Here is a 12,922-nt window from a genome sequence, read left to right as displayed (position 1 = left end):
AAATGTAGTTTTGGGAAAGGCCGCCGGCATTTACATGCCGACATCGGATCGTGGGGCAAACCTTCTTCCGGTTCAAGCGTGGAACGGGTCTGCCGTGCGCCATGACGGAGCTTTTCCCTGTGCGAGACGGCATGCGCGCTCAATGATTTGAAAGGCAATTTGCGTTTTAGGCGCTTTTTCCAAAAGCTCCGTCCGGTCCGGGTAAACGAGCAGCACTTCATTTTCAGAGGAGTTAAAACCAATGTCACTGCGGGAAACGTCGTTGGCCACAATCATGTCGCACCGCTTGCGTTCCAGTTTGCCGCGCGCGTAATTTTCCACGTCATGGGTTTCCGCCGCGAAGCCTACCAGAATGCCTCTGAAGCCGAATTCCGCGCGCATGGAGCCAAGAATATCCGCAGTACGTTCCAGTTCCAAAATCATGCGCTCCCCCGTTTTCTTGATTTTGCGGTCCGGAACGGAAACGGGGCGATAATCCGCTACGGCGGCGCTGAGGATGGCGGCGTCGGCGTAGGGAGCCTGGTTTTTGACAGCATCATACATTTCCCGTGCACATTCAACCGGCAGGAAGTCCACGCCGTGCGGGATGTCCAGGGAAGTGGGGCCGGAGATGAGAAGGACGCTGTGGCCTTCGTGAACAGCCGCTTCCGCCAGGCAATACCCCATTTTTCCGGAGGAGTGGTTGGTGAGGTATCTGACGGGGTCAATAGCTTCCCTGGTGGGGCCTGCCGTGATAAGAAAACGCATGAGAGGCATTATGCGGAATCACGGGTAAAAGTGAAGAGTGATCTTGTGCAGCTGCGCATTATGTTCCGGCTTGACTCCTTCCCGCGATTGGGGGAGTTATGAAGGCGTGATTTATTGGGATAATAACGCTACCACACCGCTGGCCCCGGAGGTTTACGAGGCCATGGAGCCGTTTTTAAAAGAACGGTTTTTCAACCCGTCCGCTGGTTACGGCTGTGCCAGACATGTGCGTGAGGCGGTGGAGGAGGCCCGTGCGGCCGTTGCCGCCCTGTTGGGCGCATTTCCTTCGGAAATTGTATTTACTTCCGGCGGAACGGAGGCGTCTAATATGGCTTTCCGCCAGATGGCCGGGGAGCGGGAGGGAGGGATAGGCGTTTTGTCCACGGACCATGACGCCTCCTTGAAGACGGCCCTGGCCCTGGGCAGCGGCTGTGTCTGCCCTGTGGACAGGGAAGGGCGAGCGGTTCCGGAAAAATGGGAGTCCATGTGCGCAGGGGGCGTGTCCGGCGTTTCTTTTGCCTGGGCCAATAATGAGACAGGCGCATTGCAGGATGCGGCGGTTTTGTGTTCCTCCGCCGGGAAACATGGAGTTCCCGTGCATTTGGATATAGTGCAGTGCGCCGGAAAAATTCCCGTGGATTTGCATGGAATGGAAGTGGATTATGCTTCCGTATCCGCACACAAATTCCATGGCCCCAAAGGGATTGGATGTCTGTACAGGAGAGCGGGGGCTCCTTTTTCCCCTTTGCTGTTCGGGGGGGGGCAGGAGTACGGTTTGAGGTCCGGCACGGAGAATGTTCCGGGAATCATTGGTTTTGGTGCGGCGGCGCGGGCGGCATTGAGGCACTTGGAGGAGGACGCCGGACGGCTGTCCCGGATGCGGGATTCTTTTGAGTCTCTCCTGCGGGCACAGGTGGGCGGCGTGACGGTGCATTCCGGCGGAACGGAACGTATTCCCAATACTTCCAATCTGGCGTTTGACGGATGTACGGCGGAAGCGCTGATGCTGTTGCTGGAACCTGCCGGCCTGCTGTGTTCGGCTGGGTCTGCCTGCCATACGCTGCAGCCGATGCCTTCCCACGTGCTGACGGCCATGGGATTGTCTGATGAGGCGGTACGTTCCTCCCTGCGTTTTTCCCTGTCTTTCATGACGACGCAGGAGGAGGTGGAACAGGCTGCCGCCCTGGTGGGCTCCGCCGTTCGGAAGGTGCGCGGCGTTCAGTCTTCGCGTACCGGCCCGGTGCTCGTGTACAGGCCAGAATGGAAGGGCTGAGAGGCTGGGGCGCTTTTACAGAAAGCCGTTTGTGTTCCATGACACCGGAGCTCAGTATCAGCGGCTCCCTCCCTATCAATGCTTTTACAGATGTTTATGAGGCGATTCTATTGCGGCAGAAATATATTGCGGATTTTTTGCTCATTCGCGAATCGACTTAAAATTTAAACGTGACGCCCATATTGACGTTGTGGCGCACTTTGTCCGAAACGTCCGCGGCATAGTCGGCATAGACGCTCCACTGTTCCGTGATGCTGTATCCGATGCCTGCGCCGAATACGCCAGCGTCCCTGTCCATTTTCCAGCCCCTTACCCTTATGAAGGAAGAGCCGAGCATGGCGTTTACTCCGTAGCGGTCGTCGCAAAATTCGTGCGTGTAGAACATTCTGCCCGTAAAGTAGAAGCCGTTTGAAAACGCGTAAGTGCCCTCGATTCCCACAAGCGACTTCACGCTTGTATAGTTTTCTGATTCCGCGCTCATGCGTTCTTCCCCGCTTTTTTCCGTGAACGACGGGTTCATCAGGAAGTCCGCGTTTACGCCGATTGTGGGTTTCAGGTAAAATCCGGTGTCGGCAAAAGGCTTCCACGCGTATCGAACGCCCGTGAAGACACCGATGAGGTTTGAATTCCAATCGGCTTTGCTTTTGTTCAGGATGTTCATCCTTTCGGCTTTGTTCATGCCGAAAGCATAGGTCGCGCCGAAGTACCAGTCAAAGTTGCCGAAGAACCGCCAGTCGGTGTAGGCGTTGACCGCAAGGCTTTGGGTTTCCGCCTTGCCGCAGTTGCCCTTGCCTGACGATTTTGCCTGAAAACCGCCGAAGCCGAAGCCCGCAAGAAACGTGTTACCCGCCGTGTATTCAAAATTCACCAAGCCGCCCGAAATATAGTCGCTCGACCCATCCATGTTTTCATCGCCGCCGTAGGTGGCAAACCTGTTTATGTTGCGGACGGTAATGCCTGAAAAACGCCCCCCCGAAACTTCCGTGCCGCTGCTTTTTGCGCCGAGGCCGTCGATTGCCGCGCTCGTGCGGTTGAGCGTGTCGAGGTGGATTATGTCGGCAAGATCCATGTTCATGCGCACGCTGTGCACTACCGACTGCGGAAGTATCGCACCCAGTGTGCCGCTTTTTACCATTGCGGCGAAATTACGTTTTTTGGTAACTGCCTCCTCGTTCGCCGCGTCGTCGCCGTCGATGTATTCAAGATCGTCGTAGGTTTTTGCCAACGCCTTTTCGAATTCGTTTGTCGCAACTGCTTCGGCAAGATAGGTGTTCTTCTTGATTTCGTAGCCGACATTGCTGCCGACGTTGACGTACTTCACGGTGATGTAGGTGTTTTCAAAAGGATCCAAGTCGCCGTCGATCATGCCCGAAATGTTGTTCGAGACGACGTCGTGCGTGCCTTTCAAGGCGGTTGCGGCGGTGAGGCTTCCCGAAGAGTCGTCGGTTGCGGAGAAACCGAAGATGTTGTCGTAGTGGTTGTTGATGGTGCCGCGCAAGCCATTGCCCGCGAGTGTCCCCGCGCTGATTACGGTCGCGGCTGAGGAGTTTATGCCGAAGTCTCTGATTATCGTAAGTCTGTTCCCGCCCGCCGAAACTGACCCCGTGAGTGTTGCCGAACCGGCGTTTGTCAGTATGAGGTTTGTCGTCGAAACGATGTCGCCGCTCACAGTTTTGCCGTCAAGCACATGGACATTCGTACGGCTTACGCGGATGTTGCCGACATCGCCGACTACCAGTCCGTTAGTGACATTTGTTGCTGAGATGTCGCCAACGGCGTTGTTTACCCTCGCCGAATTAACCAAGTTGAACGAGACGTTGCCGTTTGCGTTTTCGATTGTCACCAAAACGGCGTTTGAAATGTTTGCTGATGTCTCGACTGTGTTGACGTTAATATACCCCGAATCCTGGCCCGACGTACCGATTTCGAGCGAACCCACTGATGCGGTAATGTTCAGGCCGGCAACCGAGTCGAATTTCATTTTGCCTGAAACCGTGCCGATTGTTGATTCTGTGAAAAGATGGCTACCCTCGATATTGCCGTTGACGACTACATTGTATCCGTTGTCTAGCATCATGCCGACGTCCGCCATGATGTCGCCGTTTATCGTCGCTCTGCCTTCGAATGTCAGATAGAGGTTTTTCGAGCGGATTGCCTGGGCGATGGAGTGTTCGTTTGCAGCGATTGCCGAGATTTCCGAACCATCGAACATTTTTAAGTAAAGCTCGTTTTCCGTCCAAATTCCGTAGGCGTTGAAGCGTGCGCTTGAGGATAGGATTCTGCCGCCGAGGTTGATGTCAGCGTTATCGGCGAAAATACCGGTTGCCAATCCGTTTTCAGACGAAACCGTAATGTTGCCTATGATGTTTTCACTTTGGCCCGATTTTGTAATGGAGTTTGCAAAGATACCCGTGGCATCTGCGCCGCCTGAAACCTCCAAATTATCTATCCTGATGTTTTCGAGTTTTCCGGCTGTGGGAACGGGGGTATCTATGCCTCGCGCGGCGATTATGCCTGTTGCTGTTGCGTTTCTCGCGCTTACTTGCATATCGGATATGGTGAGGTTGCGGCCGCCCTCCGTCAGATGGATACCGGTTGCACTGGTGTACCCCTCTACTGTGATTGCATCTGCTGTCAAATCGCGCTTGACGCTTTTTGCGTATATACCCGTTGCTTCGCCCTGCGTGCTGCCCGAAGTGATTGTGTTATTGATGTCGAGTCCGCCTACGGAAAGCGAGTAGATGTCGCCCGCCGCAGAGGGGTCCTTGGCCGCGTTTTTACCAACTTTTACACCGAAGGCGTCTTTTGCTGTTACGTAAATTTGGCCCGAATAGTCATTTTTGAGCGAAACGTCGTCGCTGCCGAGCTGGTTGGCCAGTATACCTATCCCCGTGCCTTGTTTTGCCTCGATTGTAAGTGAGCCCGAAATCGTCATCGCCTGCCCGTCAGAACTGCTCGACGTGTTCACACCCACGATGTAGGCGTCGTCGCCGATTGTTTTTGCGGAATTCCCGTCCACATTGTAAATTCCCGAAATTTCGAGGTCTGTAATTTGACCGCTGGTCTTGATGAGTCCGAAATCTTTATCAGTCTCGATAGAGGAAACGTTCCCGAATCTATAATATCCACTTCCGCCCAGAACGCCTGAAGAACCTGTGGTTGTCTTGTTGTCCCACAAATACGAGTTTTCCCTTACAGTGCTGTTGCTGCAACTTATGTGGCCTTGGTTTTCGATTCTGATTGTGTTGGTGAGGCGGTTTCCGAACAGATCAAGACGGGACTGGGAATCCAAAATAAGGATTAACCCCGTGCCGCCTTTATCAAAGTCCCCCGATGCGCCCAAACGCGAATTTTCCAATTTCAGCGTCGTGTTGTTTCCCTCAGAAGTCGGCTCCACATATTTAATGCGGATCGAATCTGGAGATGTCCAAACGTCTTTTAAGATAATTTCTTTTGTGTCTCCGAATATTTCCGAAGTCCCAGGGACTGTGCTCCCGGGGGTTATTGGTTCTTCCGGAGTAATGCGGTCGGCAACCGTATTGCCCTTGCCTGTTATCACAAGCGTTTCAGAGGAGGAATCGTAGTTGTATGTTTGGGCGCAGGCAATACCAGCTGTCGCCAACAGGGAAGCAGCAATCTTTTCCATGTTTATTGCAGAAAATCTATGGTGTTTTTCGTTTATTTATACAATTCTGAAACAAGCCTGACTTTACTCATTTCCAAATACTAAATAAGTAATCCCCTTTTTCAGATAAATTCAGGGGATGGTCAAGTATAAACTGTTATCAGCTCAAAAATGGTGTGACCGGCCATAAATCACGGTAAGGGTGAATCCCTAAGTAATCGTAAGGGTCATGGATGTGCAGGGACGGCGGCCGTGTTGTCGGGTTTGCCTGCCTGGCGGGGGAAGGGGAACAAGCCGCTCTGTTTGTGGCGCCGGAGCGCCAGTGTGAAGGAATAGGCGCAGCGTTGCCGGACTGGGTGAAGGAACAAGCAAGGGAATGCTGACGGTAGGGGCCTGTGAAGAGAATGCCCGCGCCCGCGCATTCTATCGGCGCGGAGGGTTTGAAGAAATCGGCTCCAGGGAAGATGAGCTGACGGGAAGCCGGGAGTACTGGACGGAATGGAAAGGAGAGAGTATATGATCATCAAAAAAAGGCGGAAGTTCCGATGAACTTCCGCCCCCTGTAAAGCAGGCCGGCGTCAGGCGAGTTCCACCTTGACGCCGCTCTTTTCAATCTGGTCGGCCATTTCCGGAGAAAGGGCCTCATCAGTGATGAGCATGGAAACCTGGGAGGGCTCAACGGTATAGAATGCCGGGTTGTTCGCTACGCTGGTGGAAGGCATGGCGATGATTACCTTGGCATCCACGGGGATGACGCTCTTGATGAATTCGGATTGCAGCATGTTCTTGTATCCGGCCCCATGCTTGGGGGAGTAGCAGTCCGGCGTCAGCACGACCATGTCAATGCTCAGGGATCCGGCGGCCTTGGCGGCGTCCTGCCCTACATAGACCAGGGCTTCACGGTCGAAGTGCCCGCCCGTGCAATAGAAACTCAGGTTCGGAATGCCTTCAAGCCGGGTCAGCAACGTGGGGTTGTTGGAAACCACATGCGTATCCTTGGAATTGATGTGGTTGCATATTTGGTAGCCCATGGTGCTGCTGTCAATGAACATAACCACGGAAGCGGGAATATTCTGAACGGTTTTTTTTGCAATCCTGATAGACACATCGTCTTGAGTGACAATGTCTTCATGGAGGGATTTATGAGTAAGCGCCAGAGCGCCGCCGTGGACGCGCTTGAGGAAGCCGCGTTTTTCAAGGTTAATCAAATCATTGCGGACCGTTTCATCCGTGACCTTCATCTGTTTGGCCAGAGCGATGGTCCTTGCAGCTCCATGTTCAGCCAGCGTTTTCAGAATGAACTCCTTGCGTTGGGATGCTAAATACATTTGATTTTGTTTTTCTATGTAGAATGTTTACACGTTCTAGGCGTTAAGTTGTTTTTTAACAATTTTTCACTGGAACAGTCAAGCGTTAGAAATTCTAAGTTTTGATTGTTATTGTGAATAATGCAGATTTTATAATGGTGTGACAACTGAATACCGAGAAATGTACAAAAATAATTTCAAGATGCACAAATTTGTTATCGTTATGACAGATTTTATCAATCTGGAATGATGATGGAGGCAGGATCAAAGTTGGGAGTGGGGAGCGAAAGCTGGAGATGGCGCAGTTTTTCTACCATCAGACGGGCGACAACCAGATTTCTGTACCATTTCCGGTCTGCCGGGATGATGTACCAGGGAGCTTCCGGAGTAGACGTTTTTTCAATGAGATCCTGGTAGGCTGTCTGGAATTCATCCCAACGATTCCGGTCATCCAGGTCATCCATGCAGAATTTCCAAAGTTTATCCGGGTCCTGAAGTCTGGATTCCAGCCGTTTTTTCTGTTCTTCCTTGGAGATGTTCAGGAATAGCTTGATGATGACGGTTCCTTCTTCCGCAAGCATGGATTCAAAGTCGAGGACATGCTTGTAGCGGCGTTTCCAGACTGGGTCCGGGAAGATTTTTTTCACGCGGACGGCAATGATATCTTCGTAATGGGAACGGTTGAAGATGGCGATCTGCCCTTTGGCGGGGACTTCCTTGTGAACGCGCCACAGGAAATCGTGGTCCAGTTCCTCAGTAGTGGGTTTTTTGAAGGGGACTACGTGCAGCCCCTGCGGATCCACCCGGGAGAAGACATGCTTGACGCAGCCGTCCTTGCCCCCTGCATCCATGGCCTGAAGAATAACCAGAATTTTGTGCTTGTGCTGGGCAAAAAGTTTTTTTTGCAGTTCCTGCAGTTCTTCCCTCAGTTTGTCGAATTCAATCAGGGATTCTTCCTTGGTTCCGGAGAAGAGAGATTTGTCATCCGGAGAATAATCCTTTAAACGCAGTTTTTTGCCCGGAGGCACCAGGTAACGGTTCATCGTACGCGAAGTTAGTGTTGAAGATGAGGGTGAGGAGGGGGAAGATGTTTTCACAGCGGCATGTTTGGAAGGAAAGCCGGGCCCGAAGAATTGCTGAAGGGCGTTTTTGATGACTTTCCTTTTGAATTTGGGGAACATTTCCAGTTTGAGATTCTGGAGGGGAATCCATTTCGTTTTTGAAAATTCGGGGCTGCGGTGCAAATCCGTTTTAGGGCGTCTGGTTTTGCAGCGCACAAGAAAGTAGGTTTGTTCCTGGCCTATCCAGCGCGTAACTTTACGGTTGCCGGAAGGGTATTTGTAACGCAGGCCGGGCAGGCGGCTGACAATGGTGTATTCCGTGGGGCGCAGGCCCACTTCCTCCCATACCTCCCGCGCAAGAGTCTGTTCAATGCTTTCGTGTTTAATGACGCCTCCCTGCGGAAAGTGCCAGTACGGGTTGCGGCCGCTGTCCTTGCCCAGCAATACGCAGCCTTCAGCGTCCATGATGATGGCTGCTGCGTTGAGTCTCCAGTTTTTTGCTGTGGGGGGGGTATCCATGGCAGGAGGAAAGGCTTCTTAATCCGCAGTTTGATCCGGTGTTGCCGGCTTTCCGTTTTCCGGCGCGGAGGCTTCCGGTTCATCCTGCCAAATGAAATGTTCCAGCTGGATGCGGCGCGCGTAAGCCGCTGCTTCCCTGGCTCTGGGGCCGGAAGTCTGCGCCAGTTTTTTTGCCAGCGCCAGGGCTCCGTCCCAGTCCTGAAGCTGGCCCAGCAGGCGGATGGAGGCGAAGCCGGCGTTGTAGAACCAGTGCCAGTCCCTGCGTTTGTTGGCGGAACTTCCGCTGGGCGTATGGGCCAGAATGGAGGCATAGTCATCCAGCGCCTTTTTTTGTTCGTTCATCCGTTCATAGAACTGGGCCCGCTGGGTCAGAGCCTTGAATTTCCAGGCCAGTCCCAGGTTGGGTGTGTCCAGGATCTCCGTACAGAGGTTGATGGCCCTGCGAAGAGTGTCCGAATGGGCATCTTCCTTAGCTACCCAGGCATCCGCCTGGATGGAGAGGGCCAGCAGGCGCATGTAGCGCGGCAATGGGGAGGAAAGCAGGTTTTCCAGGGCGGCGATGCATTGGTCCGCTTTCCCCATGCGCAGCAGAACGGAGGCTTCTTCTATTCTGGCAGGCTGGGCGAAGGGGGTGTCCCCCGCGCCCAGGGTTTTGAAGATGTTCAGGGCGGCGTTCAGCGTGCTGCCGGCATTGCTTTGCTGGGCGGCTTTTCCTGCCAGAAAGAGGGCTGCCGCCTGAAGAGGGCTGTCAGGATATTTGGAGGGAAAGGGCTGTAGGACAAGCTGCGCTTCATGGAAGTCTCCGTTTTTGTACAGAAGCTCTCCCAGTTTGAGGTAAAGCATATCCGCCTGTTTGCCTTCCGAATCCAGGGCAATGGCTCGTCGGCAGGACTGAATGGCGCTGGGCCATTCCTGCCGGCTTTCCTCCTCCAGAATATTCAGCCGCGCCAGCTGCATGGTCTGTTCCGGAGACAACTGCTCTTTTTCCAACAGGGGAAGGATAGTCTGCACGGTTTCCAGGTCCGGAGGGTTGAGATTCAGGGCTACTTCCGCCTGGTCCAGCCGCGCCTGGGTTTTCAGGGCCGGAGTTTCCGCCAGAGTTATGAAATTTGCCAGCAATTCGGCAGCCTGAGGGGCCATCCTTTTAGCGGCGTAATGGGCCTGTTCAAAGAGGATGCTCTCCCGGAGCCGGGAAGAGTCTGCGGCTTCCTTGATGAGAGCGGCGGCTCCGGAGGCGTCATTGGCGTTCAGGGCGGCCAGGTTTTCATTGAACAGGGCGTTTTCCGCCGTTGTTTCCGAAGCGCGGCGGGCCGCTTCCCGGAAAAGTTTCTGCGCCAGGGAGTAGTCTTTTTTGAGGAAAGCCAGGGCTCCCTGTTGAAAGACGAGGTCAGGGGATGAACCGGGATATTTGGAAATAAGACGTTCCGCATCCTGCAGACGGTTTTTATCCAGCAGAACAGTAATGGTATTCAGAGAAAGAATTTGAACGGGAAGGCTCTGTGGATATTTGGAGAGCCCTTCTTCCGCCATTTTGACGGCGCCTGACAGGTCATCTTTTTCCAGAAGAAGGCTTCCCATGGCATACATGGCCGCCGGCTGGCGGGATGCATCCCTGGCTTTTACCCAGCCGTTGAGTTTTTCCAGAGCCTGGGGATTGGTTTGAAAGATGTCTTCCTCCAGCAGAATGTTGAAGGCGTCCATCAGCAAGGCGGATTCCGCTTTGCCGCCAATGAACGCCAACAGGCGTTCCTCCGCCGTTCCGGCGGTGTGCGGAGCTTCCTCTTCCTGAGGCTGGTGCCGCGTTTCCTCTTCCGCCTGTTCCGGATTGCTTTTTTCACGGGCTATTTCCGCCCTGGCAAGAGCCAGGCGGCCCAGATCACGGATTTTTTCCGGATAGGACTTGTTGTCCATAACGGCGGAGAAGGTTTTGATGGCCTGGTCCAGATTTCCCTGTTTGCTGGCCAGCTTGCCTTCTATGAGTTCGGTGTATGAACGGATGAGCCGGTTGCTGTCCGTCCCGGCTTCCGTTTCCGTTTTGAGTTGTTCAAGAATAGCGGCGGCGTCCTGGTAACATTCCTGATTCACCAGCACATCCGCCAGAAGAAGGCGTGCGGGGCGGGAGACGGCGGGGGATTCCGCCTGCCCCAGCCTGCTGAGGGTTTCCAGTAAAAGCTGCCGGTCCTGAAGCTGGCGCGCAAGCTGGGCTTTCAATTGAAGCCCGTAGAGGGAAAGCGGATCCGTTTCCGGGATAGCGGTAAGTTTTTCCAGGGCTTTGGTAAAGGAGCCTTTATTGAAGAGGCCCACTGCCGTCCAGTAGGATTTCATGGGAGAGTCCGACAGTTGCTCCCAGGCGTTCAGTCCTTCTTCCGTTTTTTTGGCGCGGATCAGGGCTTCTGCCAGAAAGGGGCGGATTATGGCTTTTTGTGATTCCGCAAGGTTTTGGGAAGACAGGCATTCCTGAAAGTGTTTGCTGGCTTCCAGCGGAAGGCGGTTTTCCAGGGCTTTCAGTCCCTGCTGGTATTTTTTGTTTTTCAGGAGGTCCTGCCTGTCCTGCGGAAAGGTGTCTCCCGCAGAGGGGGCGGCAGCTGCAGGGGAAGCGCCGCCCAGAGAAAGCAGGACAGCCGCGCAGGATGTGAGAACGGCATGGGGAAAACGGAATCTGGAAAAGGTTTGCATCATCGTAGGATTATGATTCAGGCCCCATGAAGATGAGCCGGATGTAGCGTTTGCCGGCGGCGGTAAGCTTAGGGTCCTTGCTGGAGCCGGAAACGCGGTTGCAGGTCCTGTACAGTTGGGAGAAAGGATGCGGAACGGCCCGGATGACGACGGGTTCCGTGCACGGTTGGCTGGAAGGAGTCACGGAAACGGGAACCCCTTCTCCCGTGAAACTGATTTCCCAGGATTTGGGGTCGGCGGGCCCCGGCTTCAGCAGGAAGGGGTAGCGTTTGACAAGGCTGGGAGGTTCGCCGGAAGAGGGAGCCCTCACGACGTATTGGACCGGCAGGGAGGAGATATGGCGCGAGAGGGAAAATTCCGCTCCGTCCTTGCATTGCAGGAGGACGGGTGCCGGGTCAAAACCGGCCAGATTGAGTCCGTTATAGGAACCGTGGCGGTTGGGAGTGCCCAGTTTCAGACTGGAATACCAGTTTTCAAAGTCATCTTGTAGCTTGAGGCAGAGTTCCAGATGCACATGAGCACGCGTTTTGTTCAAACCCACCCCGGAGTATCCCAGCTTTCCAATGACGTTTCCGGTTCCTACCCGGTCGCCTTTCCTGCAGGAGACGGAGGCCAGATGGGCATACAGGCTGTAAAGCGGGCCGTCCTTCAGCTGGTGCTCAATGACCACATAGCGGCCGTAATTGCTATGGGTGGGGTTGGCGGAGGCATGGACTACCGTGCCTCCGGCTACGGGGTGCACGTCGTCCAGCGGCGTGCCGGAAGCATCCCTCCTGAGAGGTTTAATGTCGATACCCTCATGAAATTTGACGGCTACGGGGCCAGCCTGGGTTCTGACGAGGGTCCGGGTAAAGCCGTAGGCTCCGGCTTCCCACGGCTGGGATTTCTTCCCTTCAAAATTGCGGTCTACATACATGTAAAAGTCCTGCGGGCGGTTGTCCAGCAGGGCTGTATTTTCCGTGGGGAAGCGCACTACAATATCCGCCGTCAGGAATGGCATGCCCCAAAGGAACAGGAGGATGCCGGTCAGGAGAGGAAAGGATTTGCCGTGCATGCTGATACGAGGGGTGCTGGCTCAGATCCGCCCCCGGCGGGTGCTGATCACGGTACGGTCTTTGTGTTCTTCAGGGTCTTTGGCCTCCTTCTTTTCCTGAGCAGGGTCCTTGCTGGGAAGAAGAGGCTTGGTAACGGCGGCCAGTTTGTTGATGGGTTCTTCTCTCTTGGGATCCGCCGGTGGAATAAATTCCGCCATGGCGGCAAGATCCGCCGGGGAGAACCCTCCCATGACTGCCAGTTTTCCAGAGGTGACAGGTTTGCTGTAAAGGCGCAGGGGCTGCATGGCATGGCCGTTGACGATGGGCAGTATTTGCCTGCCCAGGTTGGCGGCTGTTATTCCTTCCACCCGGCTGCCCAGGCCTTTCCGGACGTTGACGACGATGCCGTAGGTGTTGTCCGGCGCGGGGAAGGAGTAATAGGATTCAATGTCCTTATGGGAAATAAAGGGGGCCTTGCTATAGTAATGGCCGTCCCTTTCAAAGGCGAATTTTTTGCTGTCCGTCGCTCCCGTTTCCATATGAAAGCTGATGGGATATTTATCCGGACCGCAGGAACAGAGCATGAGGGAACCGAAGAAGAACAGGAGCATTTTCATATGCGTCCATGATAGAAGATTTAGTTCTCCGGGGGCAAACCAATAAACAGGCATGGAGCGATT

The 12,922-nt window shown here is 54.2% G+C and carries 10 protein-coding genes; 3 read left to right on the top strand and 7 right to left on the bottom strand.

Features of this window, described 5'->3' with window-relative positions; all coding sequences use genetic code 11:
* Window positions 1-72 precede the first annotated feature (72 nt).
* The gene (locus BHW66_RS10335; protein WP_022396473.1) at window positions 73-747 is read right to left on the bottom strand and encodes a phosphopantothenoylcysteine decarboxylase; all 675 of its coding nucleotides are present in this window, start codon (window positions 745-747) and stop codon (window positions 73-75) included.
* Between the two features lie 70 nt (window positions 748-817).
* On the opposite strand from BHW66_RS10335, the gene BHW66_RS10330 reads away from it, so the two are divergent.
* Window positions 818-2,020, top strand: a complete 1,203-nt coding sequence (locus tag BHW66_RS10330) for a cysteine desulfurase family protein (protein WP_164907684.1) — start codon at window positions 818-820, stop codon at window positions 2,018-2,020.
* A 157-nt stretch (window positions 2,021-2,177) separates the two neighbouring features.
* Here the strand turns inward: BHW66_RS10330 and BHW66_RS10325 are convergent, their stop codons facing one another.
* On the bottom strand, window positions 2,178-5,666 hold the full coding sequence (locus BHW66_RS10325; protein WP_286689024.1) for an autotransporter domain-containing protein: 3,489 nt from the start codon (window positions 5,664-5,666) through the stop codon (window positions 2,178-2,180).
* 212 nt (window positions 5,667-5,878) lie between these two features.
* Here BHW66_RS10325 and BHW66_RS10320 point away from each other — a divergent pair, with 212 nt between their 5' ends.
* Both BHW66_RS10320 and BHW66_RS10315 read left to right on the top strand, forming a co-directional pair.
* Complete coding sequence (locus BHW66_RS10320; RefSeq protein ID WP_215433424.1) at window positions 5,879-6,028, top strand: GNAT family N-acetyltransferase; 150 nt, start codon at window positions 5,879-5,881, stop codon at window positions 6,026-6,028.
* The gene (locus BHW66_RS10315) at window positions 6,022-6,165 is read left to right on the top strand and encodes a hypothetical protein (protein ID WP_215833846.1); all 144 of its coding nucleotides are present in this window, start codon (window positions 6,022-6,024) and stop codon (window positions 6,163-6,165) included. Before BHW66_RS10320 ends, BHW66_RS10315 begins: the two co-directional genes overlap by 7 nt.
* Window positions 6,166-6,223: 58 nt before the next feature.
* Here the strand turns inward: BHW66_RS10315 and BHW66_RS10310 are convergent, their stop codons facing one another.
* The 5 genes from BHW66_RS10310 to BHW66_RS10290 all read right to left on the bottom strand — a co-directional run bounded on the left by BHW66_RS10310 (window position 6,224) and on the right by BHW66_RS10290 (window position 12,859).
* Complete coding sequence (locus BHW66_RS10310; protein WP_215833847.1) at window positions 6,224-6,973, bottom strand: DeoR/GlpR family DNA-binding transcription regulator; 750 nt, start codon at window positions 6,971-6,973, stop codon at window positions 6,224-6,226.
* A 215-nt stretch (window positions 6,974-7,188) separates the two neighbouring features.
* Entirely contained in the window at window positions 7,189-8,532 is a 1,344-nt protein-coding gene (locus BHW66_RS10305) for a PPK2 family polyphosphate kinase (protein WP_094139284.1), read from the bottom strand.
* An 18-nt stretch (window positions 8,533-8,550) separates the two neighbouring features.
* Window positions 8,551-11,211 (bottom strand): tetratricopeptide repeat protein, encoded by a 2,661-nt coding sequence (locus tag BHW66_RS10300; RefSeq protein WP_215833848.1) that lies wholly within the window; start codon window positions 11,209-11,211, stop codon window positions 8,551-8,553.
* Between the two features lie 7 nt (window positions 11,212-11,218).
* Window positions 11,219-12,262, bottom strand: coding sequence for a M23 family metallopeptidase (locus BHW66_RS10295; protein ID WP_215833849.1), 1,044 nt, complete (start codon window positions 12,260-12,262; stop codon window positions 11,219-11,221).
* A gap of 21 nt (window positions 12,263-12,283) precedes the next feature.
* Complete coding sequence (locus tag BHW66_RS10290) at window positions 12,284-12,859, bottom strand: hypothetical protein (protein ID WP_128153431.1); 576 nt, start codon at window positions 12,857-12,859, stop codon at window positions 12,284-12,286.
* Between the last annotated feature and the right edge of the window lie 63 nt (window positions 12,860-12,922).

The organism is Akkermansia sp. 54_46, assembly GCF_001917295.1.
Taxonomy (GTDB): domain Bacteria; phylum Verrucomicrobiota; class Verrucomicrobiia; order Verrucomicrobiales; family Akkermansiaceae; genus Akkermansia; species Akkermansia muciniphila.
Note: the sequence above shows the minus strand (reverse complement) of the source record. Positions and strands in the feature narration are given on the sequence as shown.